This window comes from Nocardia pseudovaccinii, assembly GCF_050942345.1.
Taxonomy (GTDB): domain Bacteria; phylum Actinomycetota; class Actinomycetes; order Mycobacteriales; family Mycobacteriaceae; genus Nocardia; species Nocardia pseudovaccinii.
Genome location: NZ_CP192074.1, coordinates 6,680,439 through 6,697,110 on the forward strand (window position 1 = coordinate 6,680,439; position 16,672 = coordinate 6,697,110).

At 63.6% G+C, this 16,672-nt stretch carries 15 protein-coding genes and 1 pseudogene; 9 read left to right on the top strand and 7 right to left on the bottom strand.

From position 1 onward, the window contains the following. Positions 1-253 precede the first annotated feature (253 nt). Positions 254-655: a hypothetical protein gene (locus tag ACQPZ2_RS30040; protein ID WP_433521533.1), complete on the top strand. Its 402-nt coding sequence runs from the start codon at positions 254-256 to the stop codon at positions 653-655. A 151-nt stretch (positions 656-806) separates the two neighbouring features. Here ACQPZ2_RS30040 and ACQPZ2_RS30045 read toward each other — a convergent pair whose 3' ends face one another. From ACQPZ2_RS30045 to ACQPZ2_RS30060, 4 genes are all read right to left on the bottom strand, one after another. Then, positions 807-2,411 (bottom strand): hypothetical protein, encoded by a 1,605-nt coding sequence (locus tag ACQPZ2_RS30045; RefSeq protein WP_433521534.1) that lies wholly within the window; start codon positions 2,409-2,411, stop codon positions 807-809. Then, positions 2,408-2,731 (bottom strand): helix-turn-helix domain-containing protein, encoded by a 324-nt coding sequence (locus ACQPZ2_RS30050; protein ID WP_433521535.1) that lies wholly within the window; start codon positions 2,729-2,731, stop codon positions 2,408-2,410. The genes ACQPZ2_RS30045 and ACQPZ2_RS30050 overlap by 4 nt, the downstream gene beginning before the upstream one ends. Then, positions 2,728-3,804 (bottom strand): tyrosine-type recombinase/integrase, encoded by a 1,077-nt coding sequence (locus ACQPZ2_RS30055; RefSeq protein WP_433521536.1) that lies wholly within the window; start codon positions 3,802-3,804, stop codon positions 2,728-2,730. The genes ACQPZ2_RS30050 and ACQPZ2_RS30055 overlap by 4 nt, the downstream gene beginning before the upstream one ends. Positions 3,805-4,359: 555 nt before the next feature. Further along, on the bottom strand, positions 4,360-5,787 hold the full coding sequence (locus ACQPZ2_RS30060) for an aldehyde dehydrogenase family protein (protein ID WP_433521537.1): 1,428 nt from the start codon (positions 5,785-5,787) through the stop codon (positions 4,360-4,362). Between the two features lie 990 nt (positions 5,788-6,777). Between ACQPZ2_RS30060 and ACQPZ2_RS30065 the strand changes: the two genes are divergently transcribed. After that, complete coding sequence (locus tag ACQPZ2_RS30065) at positions 6,778-7,044, top strand: carboxymuconolactone decarboxylase family protein (RefSeq protein WP_433521538.1); 267 nt, start codon at positions 6,778-6,780, stop codon at positions 7,042-7,044. Between the two features lie 28 nt (positions 7,045-7,072). Next, a pseudogene (locus tag ACQPZ2_RS30070) lies at positions 7,073-7,216 on the top strand (aldo/keto reductase); the annotation flags it as partial. Between the two features lie 21 nt (positions 7,217-7,237). Here the strand turns inward: ACQPZ2_RS30070 and ACQPZ2_RS30075 are convergent. After that, positions 7,238-8,131 (bottom strand): IS982 family transposase, encoded by an 894-nt coding sequence (locus ACQPZ2_RS30075; protein WP_433520785.1) that lies wholly within the window; start codon positions 8,129-8,131, stop codon positions 7,238-7,240. 846 nt (positions 8,132-8,977) lie between these two features. Between ACQPZ2_RS30075 and ACQPZ2_RS30080 the strand changes: the two genes are divergently transcribed. Continuing rightward, positions 8,978-9,898 carry an IclR family transcriptional regulator gene (locus ACQPZ2_RS30080; protein WP_433521539.1) on the top strand — a complete coding sequence of 307 codons (921 nt, stop codon included), beginning with the start codon at positions 8,978-8,980 and terminating at the stop codon, positions 9,896-9,898. A 102-nt stretch (positions 9,899-10,000) separates the two neighbouring features. Beyond that, positions 10,001-10,624: a TetR/AcrR family transcriptional regulator gene (locus ACQPZ2_RS30085; RefSeq protein ID WP_433521540.1), complete on the top strand. Its 624-nt coding sequence runs from the start codon at positions 10,001-10,003 to the stop codon at positions 10,622-10,624. A gap of 16 nt (positions 10,625-10,640) precedes the next feature. Here the strand turns inward: ACQPZ2_RS30085 and ACQPZ2_RS30090 are convergent, their stop codons facing one another. Both ACQPZ2_RS30090 and ACQPZ2_RS30095 read right to left on the bottom strand, forming a co-directional pair. Then, complete coding sequence (locus ACQPZ2_RS30090; protein WP_433521541.1) at positions 10,641-11,384, bottom strand: hypothetical protein; 744 nt, start codon at positions 11,382-11,384, stop codon at positions 10,641-10,643. A 223-nt stretch (positions 11,385-11,607) separates the two neighbouring features. Continuing rightward, the gene (locus ACQPZ2_RS30095; RefSeq protein WP_433521542.1) at positions 11,608-11,805 is read right to left on the bottom strand and encodes a hypothetical protein; all 198 of its coding nucleotides are present in this window, start codon (positions 11,803-11,805) and stop codon (positions 11,608-11,610) included. Positions 11,806-12,822: 1,017 nt separating this feature from the next. Here ACQPZ2_RS30095 and ACQPZ2_RS30100 point away from each other — a divergent pair. The 4 genes from ACQPZ2_RS30100 (at position 12,823) to ACQPZ2_RS30115 (ending at position 16,316) form a co-directional block, all read left to right on the top strand. After that, positions 12,823-13,431: a hypothetical protein gene (locus ACQPZ2_RS30100; RefSeq protein WP_433521543.1), complete on the top strand. Its 609-nt coding sequence runs from the start codon at positions 12,823-12,825 to the stop codon at positions 13,429-13,431. Between the two features lie 186 nt (positions 13,432-13,617). Then, positions 13,618-14,271 carry a hypothetical protein gene (locus ACQPZ2_RS30105; protein ID WP_433521544.1) on the top strand — a complete coding sequence of 218 codons (654 nt, stop codon included), beginning with the start codon at positions 13,618-13,620 and terminating at the stop codon, positions 14,269-14,271. 93 nt (positions 14,272-14,364) lie between these two features. Then, positions 14,365-15,570, top strand: coding sequence for a hypothetical protein (locus ACQPZ2_RS30110; protein WP_433521545.1), 1,206 nt, complete (start codon positions 14,365-14,367; stop codon positions 15,568-15,570). Further along, a complete protein-coding gene (locus ACQPZ2_RS30115) occupies positions 15,558-16,316 on the top strand; it encodes a hypothetical protein (protein ID WP_433521546.1) in 759 nt (252 codons plus the stop codon). The genes ACQPZ2_RS30110 and ACQPZ2_RS30115 overlap by 13 nt, the downstream gene beginning before the upstream one ends. Positions 16,317-16,672: the final 356 nt, after the last annotated feature.

Genomic DNA, 16,672 nt, shown 5'->3' on the forward strand with positions numbered 1-16,672 from the left:
TCGGGCAAACAAGCGTGCCGCCGTCAATTTTGTCCAGGATTCGCAACAAAAACGCTGGTTTTCAGTCGAGTTCGTACACCACACAATACAAGATAACTTGCCCGACACCAGGTTGCCTAATGAGCGACTATTCTTGGGACCGTAGCAGTCCGCATGTTTCGCCCCGGGGCCGAGGATGACGACGGCTTCCTCGCTTCAGTTGAGTTTCTGCCAGTGAAGTTCGGCTGTCGCGGCCAGACAGTCGGTGTCGAAGATGGCGGCCAAGCACAAGGCCAAGATCGTGACACCACACGGGCCTCGCACCTGCTTCGAAGCGCGGATCGAGCGACAAAGCAGGAAGCCACTGGTCGCACGGTTCGGCGATATTCTGCTGCGGCAGCAGAAGACGGCGAGAGTCACCGACTCCCAGCCCATCCGGGTCGACTACCCGCACAAGGAGATCCTGACCCGGCTCCTCGCGGACACCTGCGAACTCTGCGGCACCGTGGGCAACGTCGAAGCCATCCGCAAACTCGCAGAACTAGGAATACCCGGACCGCTTCAGCCCCAATGGATTACAGCCATGGCAAACCGGCGACGCAAGACCCTCGTGGTCTGCGCCGCCTGCCACGACCACATCCACACCGGGCACCCGGCCGCACCACTCACGCAGTAGTTCACTGGAGAGCCGGATGATCGGGAAACCATCAAATCCGGTTCGGCGGGAGACCACGCCTTTGCCCGGAGTTCACGCAAACTGAGGGTTCTTCGGCGGGAACCCAAGGGTATTCAAGGGATTTGGGGCGAGTCTGTCCTTGGGTTCGTGCTTAACCCGGCGGCTCGTGTTCCTCGGCGGGGGTTTGCAGGAGTTGCCGCGCGGCGGCGCAGTATCGGATTGCTGTGCTCTCTTCGAGTCCGAATACGACGGCCAGGTGCAGGGGGTCGGGACCGTGGGTGAGCGCTTCGTCGAGTTGACGGTCGACACGCAAGGCTTCTAGGGTGGCGGCTTGCCGGCGGAACGGCGCGGTCAGCGCGTTGACGCTGATGGCTCGGGTATTCGAAGCGGTCTGTTTGTTAATGATCAGGTGCGGGTTGGCGGTGTTCGGCCAGCGTTTCCGCCGGTCTTCGAGCCAGTCGAGCAGGAGCCGGTGCGTGAGGTCGTCGAGCGGGCGGGTCACAGAGTTGATGGTCAGCCGCCGGTTGCCGAGGTTGACATCGTCCAGGCGCAGGGTGCGGATGGCTTCGGGGCGCGCGGCGTGGACTGCGGCCAGGGCGAGCGCGATCCGGGCCGCGGGGGTGATCGCAGCCTTGGTCGCGTCGTCGATTTGGTTGCCGCGCAAGGGAATAATGATCGGATCGCCACGGCTTCCGAGGCGGACTCGTGCTGCGGGGTCAGCGAAGATGGTGCCGTTTTTCTTGCAGTGCCGCGTCAGCGAGCGCAGCGCGCCGAGGGCTTGGCGGCGACGGTGGCCCCGCAAGGCGCCGACGACCGCTCTGACGTCGCCAGGGGTGACTTCGCGCAGATGGTCGTAGCGGGTGGACCATTCGACCAACACGGGATGGGCGGCGCGCACATAGACCCGGACGGTGTGGATATTGCGGGGCTGGCGGCGGGGCCCGCCATGCCGTAACACCTGCGCCCAGCTGCGGACGTCCGCGGCGATACCCGGCGCCAGGGTGGCGAGTTTGTCCTCCAGCCAGCTGTCGAAGGCCGGGACACGGTCATCGACCAGCAAGCCGATCTCGCCGAGTACCTCGGCGACCCGGTCGATGCTGACGCCGTAGCGGTGCAGCACGCCGATCAACTCCGAGTAGCGGAACTGTTCGCGGTCGCCGTGTCCGGACAGCAGGATGACCAGCGCCCGGTCCAGCTCAGCGACCAGCTTGGTGTTCCAGCCACGGCCCTCACCCAGCACTCGGGCGACCCGACGCGCACGGACCAGCGCGGGGCTGGTGAGCTCGGCATGCTGGGCCCAGTCGAAAGCCCTGCCGGCCCCTGGCAGATGCAACTGCAGTTGTCCGCCGGTGTCCGTCTCCGGCTCTGATGACGGCAGGGCGGCGACAGTCGTCCGGAGGCGGGCGCGCAACCGCACCCCGGAGCGCGGGCCACGCATCTTGGTCATCCCCGCGAACCACAACTGGTGGCAGGTCACCCGTGCGAGATCGTCCTCGGTGACGATCAGCGGATCCGCGGCCAGCGCGGCGGCCTGCAGCCAGCACAGCCGGCAATAGCCGTTCTTCAGCGGCACGACCCGAGCACACACAGCGCAGAGGGCGCTGGGGTGGCGCCGCCGGAAGTCGTAGCAGGCGCGGCAGTAGCCGCCATACAACATCCCCCAGGCCAGGCATTCGGGGCAGCTGTCCGCCTGGTTGTTCGATGCCCGCCGGGCAACCCGCGTCTGCTCGAGCCACTCCGGTCTGCGCCTGGTCACTCGGGTGGAAGTGACCGGCCGTCACGGCGTTTGGGCGTTACCACCATCCCACCGGTTCCGGTCGAGACCGTCGGCTCGACGTCGGCGACCGGCCGATCGATCTTGTCGGGCTCGGCGATGAGGAGTTCCTCGACTCCGCAGCCCAGCACGGCGCAGATGATGTCCAGGTCTTCGAGCTTGATGCTGGCCGGGTTGCCCGACCACAGCCCGGACATCTTCCCGGCACTGATCGCCAGGCCGTGCTGGGCGAGCTGGCGTTGCAGCTCGCTGGCTTTCCAGATGCCGCGGTTGGCCGCGGCCAACCGCAAGTTCCACTTCATATCCCCAGTCCCTTCAACCGTTGGGCGGCGCGGTCCTGCCCGGCAAGCCACGCGTCCTCGACATGCGTGCGATGAACATGGATGTAATTCATCGTCGTGGCAACCCAGGAGTGGCCTAATGTTTCCTGGATAGCGATCAAATCCATTCCACCCGAATACAATTCGCTTGCGCAGAAATGGCGCAGAACATGCGGAGTCAGACTCTGCGGCCATTCCGGCAGATGCCGGACCGCGGCCTCCGCCAGTCCGGCCCGCAACGTCTCGCTGCTCACCCGGGCCGCGGTGCCATCGGCGTTACGGCGCTCCGAACAGAACAGCGGCGCACCCAACCGCGCGGGATCGTCGCCGAGCTGGCACCACACGTCCTCGACGAACCAGCGCAGGGTCCGGCCAGCGCCGTTGATCAGCGGCACCATGCGTTCGCGGGGCCCGGAACCCCGGGCGCCTTTGCCATGGCGGACATGGAGTTTGCCGAACCTGCCCAGATCCCACTTGATATCGGTCAGATCCAGATGGCGCGCCTCGTTCACCCGCAACCCCACCTCGCTCATCAATCTCGCCGCGGCGTAGTTGCGGGCAACGGGCCCGAACTTACGGCAGGTCGCCAGCTCCCCACGCCACCCGGCGAACAACCGCGCGATCTGCTCGGCGGCCGGCGGGATTCGCAGCTTGGCATGCAGCCGCCCCCTGGGCCGGTTGATCTCGTCGATCGGACACTCGACGACACGGCCGGTCAGGTTATGGATCTCGATCTTGTGCCGCAGTTCCAGGAACTCGAAATACGTTCTGATCGCCTGCGCCCGAGCAAGTCTCGTGGGGATCGGCACCGGACGCAGCACCGTGCCGAAATACACGTCCGCGTCCGCGGGCAGCATGTCCCACAACGGTTTGCTGAACCAGGTCCGCACCTGCTCCAAGTGACTGACGTCCGAGCGAATTGTGTTGTCCGACAACCCAGCTGCGCAACGAGCCAGGACAAACCCCGCGAACACGTCGGTCTCGAACCGTTCGATATCCTCCGGGCCCGCCGCCGCACGCACCTCGCGCAGATCCCGCACGACCGACAACCCCACCGCGCCTCCTGGCCTTCAGTTCCACCGCTGGAGCATCATCAAACGCGAGAGCTGCTCGGAATACCTGAAGTTGAGTCAGAACGGCCAAAAACCACCAGAGCACGGAAAACCCCAAGGCCAGCAAGGAAACCGCGACCAAAGACCCCAACGAACTCCGGGGTTATTTTTTAGGAAAAGGACCAGCACAGCTGGCACCTCGCTGCGCGGTCGACCCATCATCGTGGCTGACCGGTCAGGGGCTATTCGACGGTGTGGACGCCGCTCATCTTCGGTGGCAGGGTGACGCGGCAGGGTTTTAGATGTGGGCTTGCTCTCAGGTCAGCGATCTACTACACCCGCGGTGTGCCCACAAAGCGCGAAATTCGGGGTTCGCTCGTCGGTCGACAGTTATCTCGCAGAGGCGGCCGCAGCCGGGCGTGCCCGCCAGAGTTGCTCTCGGTCGTGCTCCAGCCTGCCTGTTCCGTATGGGGTGGCAGGCTGGAGCGTCACGTTGCGCATGTTGAGCCGAACCGAAGCGCCGGCGACGCGCTTGATCGTGAATTTGGATGCGTTCAGTCAGGCGATCGCAATCTCCTCGGTGGTGGTTCCGTAGCGTGCATGAACGCCGACCGGCAGAGTGATCGACTTGTGGTTACAAAACTCGCGGATACCGTCGAGTCCCAGTTCGTAGCCGTACCCGGAGTTTTTCACACCGCCCAGAGGCAGGTCGAAGGATGTGTCAGCGAAGGGTTCGTTGACGCTGACCATTCCTGTGTCGAGTCGTTTGGCCACTTCGACGGCGCTCGCGACATCTTGACTCCAAACCGAGCCGCTGAGTCCGAACGGCGAATCGTTCGCGAGTTCGACCGCAGCGTCGACGTCCGGAACGCGGAAAATCATCGGAACTGGGCCGAAAACTTCGTCGTAGAACACAGGGTTGTCCTTCGCGACGTTGGTCAGGATCGTCGGCTGAACGAACGCACCTGTCGTCGGCACAGGGTTCCCGACCTCGGTGGCCTTCGCGCCATGCGCAACAGCTTTAGCAATCTGTTCCTTGACCCTGTTGGCCTGCGCTTGTGATGAGAGGGGGGCCAGAGTTGTGTTCTCATCGAACGGATCACCAGGATTCAATGCAGTCATAGCAGCAGTCAGTCGCTCGACAAACTCGTTGTACACAGCGTCGACGACAATGATCCGCTTGGCAGAGATGCACACCTGACCGCTCACAAAAAAACGCGCGAACATCGCGCCCGTGACTGTCGACTCGAGGTCCGCGTCGGGAAGAACGATGAAGGCATCCGAGCCGCCGAGCTCGAGGACGGACTTCCGCAGGGCTTTCCCCGCTTTCGCAGCAATAATTGCGCCGACCCTAGAGCTGCCGGTCAACGTAACGACGCGCACGCGCGGGTCGGAGATGATTCGGTCTACTTGGTCGTGGGTGGCGTAAAGATTCTGCCACACCCCGTCCGGCAGGCCCGCATCGTGTAGTAGCTGGACTATGGCCGCGGCGCACTGCGGCACGCTTTCGGCGTGCTTGAGTATGACCACATTGCCGCCCGCGGCGGCGGGCGCGAAGCCGCGAATAGCCTGGTAGAAGGGCCCGTTCCACGGCTCTATTTCGAGAACTATGCCCTGCGCCTGGTAGATACGCATGAATTCCTGGTCCGCCATGGTCGACGCAATGGGGGTTGGCCTCAGTGCTTCTTCGGCGTTCTGAGCAACCCAACTGAGCATTGTGGCCGCGAGATCGCGGACCTCGACGAGGGATTCCGCGTAAAGCTTCCCCATCTCGAGAGTGTTGAGTCGTGCGAGCTCCTCCGCTCGCTCATCTACGAGCTTCGCAGCCCGCGCGAGTATTGCACAGCGCTCCGTCAGTGGCACACGGCTCCATGACTGAAATGCCGCATGCGCATTGTCGAGCGCCGCGTCGACCTCTGCGTTTGTCGCGTCGGGAAAAGACTTCACAAGTTCGTTGGAGTACGGGTTGATAGTGGCATACGACATGATGCGCTTCCTAGGGTCGGTCGAAGTCGGGAGGATGCGAAGGAGCCGGACTCAGTTGCTGGACACGAGGATCTGCCATCTGCGGTGTGCCTGTCGGCAACTCGGGGTTCATCGGCTGATCGTCGAAGTCATCGATCATCATGGGGCCGCTGTGGATTACTGTCTAACGTGCGGTCTGCTGAACGGTCCCGTTGGGGCGGTTCAGAGATCGCCGGGCACCGTGGCAGAGGCGAGCAGAGGATGCTGCTCGCTGGACCGTCCCGGCTTTTGTGGAGACTTCTGTCAAATGGGGCTGGCGCTGATGCGCCCGCCATGGACGTTCGGCGGCGAGCGCCCGGACCGGCCGGGAGCCGCGCCGAGGGTCGGCGCTCACAGCCGTGATGTCGCCGCAGAGGCCCTGGGCCTGCAACGATCGGATTTCGGCGTCTCGCCGAGCTGTATCGGCAGCTTGGTTTAACGCCAGCGCGCGAGTATGGGCGCGGACAGCATCGGTACGGTTCCGACCGGATTGCCCTGTGGGACCGCCAACTTCCCGCGCGGCGCGTGCGTAGCCACTTCCGGTCGCCGCCCTACGCTGGCGCACAGCGCGACTACGTGCCCGGTTGGATTTGCTCATCTCGACTCTTCCCATAGACCCCCACGCTGACCAACAGGCTGGTAGGCATCGACATCACGCTGTGTCGGAGACGGCTTGTCCTCAGTATCGGCCACTGCGTGGGCGTTCGCCAGCTCGGAGTCGGGCGGGCGCGACCGCCGCACACGACTATATCTCGGGCAGTCGACCGGACCGGCCTCCGCGCCGCGCTACCTGGCGCGGGGCGGGGAAGACGATAAGACCTTGCGCGCCAGCGCATCTCGAACGTCGGCCTGGCCCGCGCATACGACTACCTGCACGCTGTCAATGACATCCTGACCGCCGCCGGAATCGAGCTGCCGCTGCCCGGCCAGTCGGCTCCCACGCCACAGACGCCATTCGACTACGGAAAGACCGTGCAGGCCAAGATCGTCGGCGGCGCGGACGGGTCGAGAAACGGATCAACGACATCCCCTGCCGACGAAGCACACTTGCAGCGGTACCTGGCCGAGAACTGCTTCGACGACACCGTCGGCCGTGGCGGCCTCGACCTGCCCACCCGCGAGCTGATCACCTTCGCGATGCTCGCCGGCCGCGGCGGCGCGAACAACCAGGGTCACCGGCCGCGTCGGTGGCAATCTCACCGTCGGCAACACCCGCCGCAGAGCTGCTCGCTGTGTTGACGGTCCTGGTGCCGTTCATCGGCTCCCCCACAGCCTCAACGCCCTCGCCGCAATCAACTGGATCGACCTCTACCAGGTTCACCGGCCCAGCCCCGAAACCGACATCGAGGAGACACTCGGAGCGCTCAGCGATCTCGTCCACCAGGGCAAAATTCGCTACATCGACTCCTAGACGAGTAAGTCCGAAGGCCGGTCAGTGATCGTAAGCGATCAGCGACCGGGTGATTGGTGCGCCGATCAGGGTGTTGTGCCAGATCGCGGTGGCCATCGCCAGGATGCGCTGGGCAACGCGGATCGCCACGCCCTGGTAGGAATGTCCGCCGTGGTCTTCCAGGTCGAGCTGGCCTTTGAGAGTGTCGTTGACCGACTCGATCAACTGGCGGACCTTTTTCAGTAACGGCTCACCGTATCGGGTTTTCTCGTCCTTGCGGGACGGGCGAAGCATGGTGATCCCGTACTCGCCCACCAGTGTTTCGAACTCACGGCCCGCGAAGCCCTTATCGCAGATCAACAGGATGCCCTCGTGCTCAGCGGCTACAGCTGAATCGACTTCGAGCATGGCCGAAAGCACCTCGCGTTCACCGATTTTCGGGTCTGCTAGGGCCCACAGGATCGGCATTCCGGCCGGGGTACACACCAGATACAGTTTCAGCCCCCAGTAGAAGCGGGAGTGGGAAGCGCAGTAGCCGTAGCCGGCCCACCCGGCCAGCTCCGACCGCTTCACCGTGGGTCGGGACATGCCACACGGCACCGGAGTCGAGTCCACGATCCAGCAGTCGTCGAGCCAGAAATCGCTGGCGCGAGCCAGCATTCGGATCACCCGCTTGACCAGTCCCAACGCGTTGCGCAGCCGCTTGTTGTACCCGGACTGCTGTGGCAGGTACGGGAACATCCCGGTCAGATGCTTGCGGGCGTAGCGCAGCCAGTGCGATTCGGAGGTGAATCCGAGCAGCGACTGGGCCACCGCCAGGCACACCAGTTCCGAGTCGGTCAGCACCGGTGGCCGCCCCGTCCAGCGTGGACCCGCCAATTCATCGTCGATTTTCACGTACAGTGCGGTCAGGAGGGCGTCAAGGTCGTTCGTCACACAATGGTCTTCGGCGCCCTCCGTCCATGTCCAGGCAACGCCGGGACTTCGGACTTACTCGTCTAGTCCTACGCAGCTTCCAGATCGTCGAAGCGCAGTGGCCTCGCCCCACACGCAACCTGGAACGGTTCGTGACCTAGCAGCCGCCCTACTCCATCCTCGTCCGCGGCATCAAGGAGGACATCCTGCCCACGATCCAGCGGCGCGGCTTGGGATTGGCTCAGCTACAGCTCCCTGGCCGGCGGATGGCTCTCCGGCCGCTGGCGCAAGGACTCCGCGTCGTCCCCGACCTCCATTGCGCGTCGGTCCGCCCGGTTCGACATGAGCACGGCCGCAAAATAGCGCAAGCTCGATCTCGTCGAAGATCTTGCCCAACTCGCCGAAGAGGCGCGGTTGCTACGCCGGACACGACGCCCAAGGTCAGCATCCTTATTTTCGGCGACCATCTCGACAGGGTCTGTCGCTGCAGCGAGTTCTATAACCGGCAAGGTTTGGCGACCGCGAAAGATTGGGATGCCGTCGACGGAGCTGGGAAGTGTTCGCTCGCCAGTTTGCGGAGCGTCTCTTTCACTTCCCCCATGCGTTCGGCTCGTGCATGGCTCTCACAATCTCGTCGCTCATTGTATGCCAGTTACCGCACCACATGGGTTGCTGGTTGTCGACTGGTTGGTTCGGTGGCTGGACCGGGTTGGCGGTTGGGGGTGGTTTGTCTTGTTGGCGTGTGTGGTTGCGGGATAGCGCCTCGGGTCTAAACACGATTTTCCTGCAGTGAGTGTCCCGGCGCGCTATTGTCCAGTTGGACAGTTGCTGTCCAGTTGGACAACTAGTGTTAAACGGAGATCCGGGATGACTACGAACATCACCGCGTCAGGCGACTTTGCCGGCCATGCAGACGATGACGCTTGCTACCCCAAGTCGGTACTGGGCAAGGTGCACTTGATACTTGGTGCGTTCGGCGACGGTTATGTGCGGGTTAAGCTCAGTGAGCTGAGTCGCCGGGCGGGGTTGCCGAAGCCTACGACTCATAGGCTTGCTCGGGAGTTGGTTCGCTGGGGTCTGCTCGAGCAGCGTGATGAGTGGTATCAGCTGGGGGTCCGTGTCTTCGAGCTCGGTCAGAGAACGGTTGTTGCCACAGCGTTGCGCGATGTGTCCAGACCTCACCTCGCGGATTTGTTTGCGGAGACGCGTGCGACGACCCACCTGGTGGTCAGCGAGGGTGATCACGTCTTGTTCATCGATAAGATCGCTGGTACCGGCGATCGGAACAGCGCCACGGAGGCGGGGTGTCGGCTACCGGCAACGTGCACGGCGGGAGGGAAGCTTCTACTTGCTTGCCGCGACAGCAACTATCAGATCGCATTGCGATACGCCCATGTCAGCCTCGATCGTCTTACCCCGCGCAGCTTGCGATCGGTGGACCAGTTGATCGCCGAGGCTAACAACATTCGACGGGCCGGCTTTGCGATCGATCTCGAGGAGAACGCCCCTGGCTACTGCAGTATCGCACTGCCCGTGGTTACTTCGGACAGACAGGTCCAGGCTGCGGTCAGCATCACTCGCCGTGCCAGTTACATCACCGCGCCACCTCTGATCTCGCACCTTAGAACAGCCGCCTCATCGATCGCCCGCGCCATCGAAACGTCCCCCCTTCTCCAGCATGTCGAGGACGCAAACCCTTTTTCCCTGGACAGCCACCAGCCCGAACCAACACCCAGCAATCCCCGCGCGAAGACCGCTCATGGGCACCGGCATTCAGCACCAGCTTGAAGACCAACCAACACTTCCCGATTGCGCGCGATTGTAGGTGTCATATACAGGGTGCATCAATGGCTGGATTCGACACCCGGGACCGGACAATAGGATTGTCAAGTGAGCAACTACAACGACGCCTACACGCGAGACCCCGAAGCAACCAGGCAACGTCTGCTAGAGGCGGCAATATCCATTGCCGCGCAGGATGGCCAGGCGGCGGTCACTTATCGTGCCGTTGCTCAGGCAACAGGCGTTGCACACAGTCTTGTTCGACATTACTTCGGTTCTCGTGAGGCCTTGATGCGGGAGGCGCTCGAGAGTGCGAGCCGTCGGGATATCGCCCAACTCGGGCTAGAGAGTACAACCAGCATCGGCATGATACTGGCCGACCTACCGAATCAGTTGCAGAGCGAAGGTGCTCGACGCTCGCTTATCACCGAGTTCATCTTGAGCGCGACCAGAGGGCAGCAACCCGTCGAACTGGCTCGAGAACTCATTGATCTGTCCATCGACGAGGCCCGAGCTGCCCTTCGCGCCGTGGGACTGACCGATGACGACAGGCAACTGGCGATGCTCGTCATCGCCGTCGTTGACGGGATATCGCTCCAACATCCTCTGTATCAGTCTGTCGAGAGAACGGAGAGCATCCTCGAATGCCTCCGAATGCTTCTTCGTCTCGCCAGAGAATCCCGTCCAGCCATGGATGCATCTGGGGCGGCGGGTCAGCAACACAGTGAATGAATCGTTCCCTGTGGTGTCAATGGCCAGTTGCGGGGGCTCTGGTGCACTTTCGGTGGCGGCGTGCTACTCGACCAGGAGAACGCGGCGGCGAAGGAGGTCGAATTTCGCTCTGCCAAACATTTGCCGCTTCAACAAGCTGTTTGACGCCACTGGCCTTGGCGGCGGCGATCCACGTGTCCAGATGTTTGCCACCGCGTTCGCGGACCATGCCCGCGAAGTCGGCGACGTGATTCACCTGCCGGAGGGTGTCACAACCGGCCAGAATCTGTTGTAGCCGTTGCTTTTCGTCGTCGGTGAGTGCAGTCGCAGGTCGCGTCATCCAGCCGGCGACAACACGAGGTTTCGGCGGTGCCTGTGTGTTCACCGCTGCTGGCGGTGCGCCGCGCCAAGATTGCACCAGCCGCCGCACTGATCGATGGCTGCCGTTGTAGCCGCGGCCTCGCAGCTCTTCGAGCAGACGTAGCGCGTTGGTGCACCCCGCATCCCAACGTTGCCGCAGGTAGGGCATGTGTTCATCGAGGGCACTACCGCGCTTGCTGACCGGGGCAAGCAGATGTTCGACGCTGTCGGACTGGACGTAGCGGCGGACGGTCTTGCGATCGAGCTGCAATCGTGCGCTGATCACGCTGATGCTCACACCGCGGGCGGAACAACTCGTGGATGTCGGCATACCGCTGTCTTTTGGCACATCTGTAGCTACCATTTGTATTGACTGTTTGTCCGCGCTGATATCCGCACACCCGACGGGAACAGCGTCCACGGTGCTATCCGCGATCGGGGGACTGCCCCATATCGCCTTTCGGCGGTATCTCGTTGCTATGCAAGGTCTTTCGAGTAGAATCAGTTGCTGAACGCGTGGGTTGTGGGCCGACGATCGGCCCGGCCTGCACGCGATGGTCGGCGGTGACGGGCTTCGGGCGACCGCCGGTTGAACCGAGGACTGCTGCGCCTGTCCTCGCGAAGTCGTTGGCGGCAGCTATTAGCTAGCGGGCCTGCTTGGGCGTGATTTCGAGCAGTTCGGCGACTTCGTCTTCGGTATTGCCTTGCTGGCGGATCGTCGCGGCGGCGAGCGCTTGCCGTTGTTGGTGGTCGGCGATGTCGGTGGCCGCTCGCTGCTTCGCCGCCGTTATCTGCTGATGTAGCGCAGCGATTCTGTCATCACGTGCCCGCTCGATGTTCATGATCTCTTGCCACGCGGTGATGTACCGCGTGACCGCTGCGGTGGCAACCTGTTCCCGTTTGCGAGCAGCATCGCGACGATCACGGATCACCGCTCGAGAGCGTCGAAGTCGTTCGGCGGCTTCTGGTCACCGAGTGCCGCGGGCACGACCGGGGCGCGATGTCGTCCTCATGCCGATCCCTCACCGGCTGATCCGCGCATCAATCCCCAACCAACACAATACGCGCCGATCCGCCTGTGCCGGACCTGGTCTTCTGCAATTCCATCGCCCAATCACTGTGCCGCCCAATCAGTCCACACCCAGTGCGGCTGCACCGTCCAATTCCGTTCTGATTCTGTGTCTTTCGACTCGCGCCGACACCGCCAGCGAGACACCTCGGTTGTCCCCGACGTTCCACCATGCCAGCAAGTAGCTGAAATCTCCCACTGATCCGAACGCCAGGCCCGAGCACGCACTGGGGCCTGGCGTTCTTTCGTATTCGGAAGGTGTTGCGCCATGCCCGAATCCGTCCATCATCCGACGCCATGTGCCGTGTGCCGGTCCACCGATCGGAGTGATCGGCGCCCGGTTCAGGATCAGTGGGTTTGCCAACGCTGCTTGCCGGATCTGCCCCGCTGCGACGGCTGCCGTCACCAGGTCGTCACGGTGAACGACACCGCGGACAGGTACCGGTTATGCGCACGGTGCACCGCCGGGTGGGTCGGTTGCGTGTCGTGTCGTCGGCTCACCGCCCCGTGTCAGCGCACCGATTCCGGTGAGGTGGTGTGTGGGCGGTGCGCGGAGGTGTTCTTCGACTGGTGCACCCGTTGCAGCCGATTCAGCGCCAGCAGCCGTTACCTCTCCGGTGGCGGCCGCGTCTGTGGTCGATGTTCCGAGCACTATTCGAGCTGCTCGGACTGCGGCACCCTGACCCGTGTCGGCGGTGAGTGCGATACCTGCGATCACCCCCATCACGTGTGGAATTACAGCTACAAACCCGACCCACGTTTCCACGGCACCGGTCCCCTGCATTTGGGGATGGAACTGGAAATCGTTGTCCCTGAACATCACTACCACCGATGCGTCACCCTCGCGGGCGATCACCTGGGCCCGTTGGGGTATCTGAAGCGTGATTCCTCGATCGAGCCCGACGGGTTCGAGTTGGTGACTCATCCGATGTCGTACGAGTACGCGATCGCCGAGTTCCCGTGGCCGCTGCTGGGACAGCTCGCTGAGTTGGGCTGTGAGACCGACTCAAGTGTCGGGCTGCATATCCATGCCAGCCGTGCCGGATTCGCCTCAGTAGAGCACAACTATCGGTGGATGAAGATGCTCTACCGCATCGAGTCCGCGGTCACCACGATCGCGCGCCGCCGCTCGCATTACGCGCCGTTCGATCAGCGAGCACGGGCCAAGGTCAAAGACACCGCCAAAGACCCGCTACACGTATTGGGATTGAGCCGATATCAAGCGATCAACCCCTACCCACGAAAAACCCTGGAACTCAGGGTATTCGCGTCCTCGCTCGATGTTCAGCAGGTGCAGGCCGCGCTGGCGTTCACCGCCGCCTCCATCGACTACACCCGCGGCCTGCGGGTCGCTGATGTGCGGGCCGGGGCGTGGGAATGGTCACGCTTCACCGCCTGAGTCACCCAACACAGCGACCTCTATCAGCCGCTGCTGGCGGAGATGGAGGACCTGTCGTGTGCTTGCTGACCTACTTCCCGCCCGGCACCACCCCGGATCCGGTCGCCTTGTCGGTCGGGGCGAGGGTGAACCCGCACGGTCACGGTTTCGCCGTGATCGCCGCCCCGCATCATCACCGGCCACGGCATGGACGCCACCCAGGTGATCGACGACTTCACCACTGTGCGTCAACGGTATCCGCGGTGGGCGGCATTGTTCCATTCCCGCTACGCCACCCACGGTGAGCGCAGCGTGGACAACTGTCATCCGTTCCGCCTCGGTGGTGACCCGCGAACAGTTTTGGCGCACAACGGCACTCTGCCCAAACGAGTCCACCCCGGCCCGTACGATCCGCGCTCGGACACCCGCATCGTGGCCGAGGACTACCCGCCGAGTGCACCGTTCGGGCCGATCGACACCCACCGCGGCGCGCGCAACCTCCAATCCTGGCTGGGCACCAGCAAACTGGTCATCCTCACCATCGATCCCGCCTACCACCACAGCGCCTACATCTTCGGCGAACACGCAGGCCAATGGGATGACGGCATCTGGTACTCCAACACCAGCTACCCGCCACGACCAAGCCGTCCGGCACGCTGCGTTCTGTGTCGGTCCTGCCTGAACGTCGACTTCGACCGCAACAGCCGCTACTGCACCCGGTGCGGCTGGTGCATCGACTGCCACACCGTGTTCCCCGACTGCGAATGCGCCGCAAACCACCACGCTGTCGGGCCCCCACCCCGGCGCGGCCGGCTTGACCTGGCGTCCTCCGCATCACACCGGCCGCCGAGGTCGCCATGAGCTCTATCTCCCGCTGATTTGTCCCCGAGAACCCCGCGCCCAGCGAATCCCGCTGGGCGCGGGGTTCTTTCCATTTCACCGAAAGGTCTTGTCATGCCCGCATCCGTTGTCGCCGACTCGGCGTGCTCGCAGTGCGCCGATCCCCTGCCGAACGCGAATCTCACTGCGACCGTCGATGGCGAATGCCTGTGCGTCTCGTGTGTCGATGACCTATCCAGGTGCGTCGAATGCGACGGGCACACCCGCAGCCCGCACCTCACCAGCGACAGCACCATGCTGTGCGGGCGGTGTGTGTCCGGATGGGAGCGGTGCGCGGACTGCCACACCTACAGCCGCACCACCACGACCGCGGTCGGTGCCCGCGAAATCTGTGGCAACTGCGCCCGCGACTACCAAACCTGCGACGACTGCGCCCGACTGTGCACCGACACCTACGGCGTCCACAGCGGAAACCAGGTCTGCGACACCTGCCTCGACGAGGACTACCGCGAATGCACCGAATGCTTCGACCTCATCCCCTACGACGACACCTACTGCCAAGACTGCACCCGCCCCGGCCATCCCGCGGTCCACGGCTACGACTACAAACCCCATCCCCGCTTCCATGGCACCGGCCCGCTGTTTCTCGGGCTCGAACTCGAAATCAAAACCCCCACCGCCATTTTCGATGATGCCGTCGATACCGCGCTGGCCCACCTCGGTGACCTGGCCTATCTGAAAGAGGATTCCTCGATCAGCCCGTGCGGGTTCGAACTGGTCACCCACCCCATGTCCTACAACTACGCACAGACACAGATTCCGTGGAGGTTGCTGGCGCGGCTGCGGTTGCTCGGCTGCTACACCGACAGCGACGTCGGCATCCACGTGCATGTCTCGCGGGACGGGTTCGATTCCCCGGCCCACGCCTACCGGTGGCTGAAGTTCGTGTACCGCAACCAGACTCCGGTCACCATCCTGGCGCGCCGATCATCGAGCTGGGCCGAATTCTCCCCACACGCGCGCTCGAAGGTCCTCGATTTCGCCAAGGGTGAGCGAGGAGCGGGCCGCTATCACGCCATCAACGTGCGCCCCGAGCACACCTTCGAACTACGCATCTTCGCCAGCTCCCTACAGCCACAACAGGTCCAAGCCGCCCTAGGCTTCGCGGCCGCGTCCGTGGAATACACCCGCGGTCTGACTACGACCGATATCGCGCGCCACCGCGGCTGGGAATGGAACGCCTTCACCACCTGGCTACGGGCCCGCCCGACCTATTCACCGCTTCTGGCCGAACTGGAGGACCTGGCATGTGCATCCTGACCTTCATCAAACCCGGCATCAGCCCCGACCTCGACGCACTACACGGTGGCGCGCTGGCCAACCCCCACGGCCACGGCTACGCCATCATCACCGACACCACCATCACCGTCGGCCACGGCCTCGACGCTGAGGCGGTGATCGTCGAATTCGCCGCCCTCCGAAACCAATACCCCGACGGGGCCGCGTTGTTCCACTCCCGCTTGGCCACCCACGGACCCCGGACGGTGGACAACTGCCACCCCTTCCTCGTCGGTGGCGACGAGCGAACGGTGCTCGCACACAACGGGATCCTGCCCGAGAACGTGCACCCCGCCCCCAGTGATCCACGCTCGGACACCCGCATCGCCGCCGAGGAGTTCCTGCCACGGCGCCCGTTCGGGTCACTGGATTCCTGGGCCGGACGCCAACAGCTCGAAGCATGGCTCGGTTTGGACAAAATGGTGCTGCTAACGGTCGACCCCGCCTACAAGCACCCCGCCTACATCTTCAACGAACACCGCGGGCATTGGGACCAGGGCAGCTGGTACTCCAACCACACCTACCTCCCCGCCCTGTGGGCCAGCCACACCACCGACTACTGGGGCTACTGCAGCGAATGCGGCGAATTCAACGACGACCCCACCGGCCCACACTGCATCGGCTGCGGGTTCTGCGCCGACTGCCTCCAGGCGTTCCCGCAATGCGACTGCCCCTCCTACGACGGCGAGGAACGCTACGCCGACCTGTTCGACCTCGAAACCGCCTGAACCCCAACACATCCACCGCATCCACACCTGGCAACCACCGGCGTGGGCCGGGCCTGACCATATCTGAAGGCGCTGATTCCTATTAAAACCCCCGATCATTCCAGCCAGCACCCTGACGTCGCCACGCGACATTTACCATCCACCGGTCAATTCCGGCGCTGATGCTCACGTTCCCCCGTTGCCGACCCATCAGCGCAGCGACCTCAAAAGGGTTGGCATCACAGCGATCTCGGTCCTGGTGTCGCCGATGGCCGCGCCGCATCGTTCTCGCCCGGTTCGTGGTCTCGCTCGTTGGTTCGGCTTGCGTGGGCCGCGCCGATGACCGGCCCGTGGATGCCCTGCCAGGTCGAGTCCGA

Excerpts from the sequence above, each read along its gene's own strand:
- ACQPZ2_RS30040 (WP_433521533.1), top strand. The coding sequence starts at position 254 with ATGGCGGCCAAGCACAAGGCCAAGATCGTGACACCACACGGGCCTCGC.
- ACQPZ2_RS30050 (WP_433521535.1), bottom strand. The coding sequence starts at position 2,731 with ATGAAGTGGAACTTGCGGTTGGCCGCGGCCAACCGCGGCATCTGGAAA.
- ACQPZ2_RS30060 (WP_433521537.1), bottom strand. The coding sequence starts at position 5,787 with ATGTCGTATGCCACTATCAACCCGTACTCCAACGAACTTGTGAAGTCT.
- ACQPZ2_RS30080 (WP_433521539.1), top strand. The coding sequence starts at position 8,978 with ATGACTACGAACATCACCGCGTCAGGCGACTTTGCCGGCCATGCAGAC.
- ACQPZ2_RS30095 (WP_433521542.1), bottom strand. The coding sequence starts at position 11,805 with ATGAACATCGAGCGGGCACGTGATGACAGAATCGCTGCGCTACATCAG.
- ACQPZ2_RS30100 (WP_433521543.1), top strand. The coding sequence starts at position 12,823 with ATGGAACTGGAAATCGTTGTCCCTGAACATCACTACCACCGATGCGTC.
- ACQPZ2_RS30105 (WP_433521544.1), top strand. The coding sequence starts at position 13,618 with ATGGACGCCACCCAGGTGATCGACGACTTCACCACTGTGCGTCAACGG.
- ACQPZ2_RS30110 (WP_433521545.1), top strand. The coding sequence starts at position 14,365 with ATGCCCGCATCCGTTGTCGCCGACTCGGCGTGCTCGCAGTGCGCCGAT.
- ACQPZ2_RS30115 (WP_433521546.1), top strand. The coding sequence starts at position 15,558 with ATGTGCATCCTGACCTTCATCAAACCCGGCATCAGCCCCGACCTCGAC.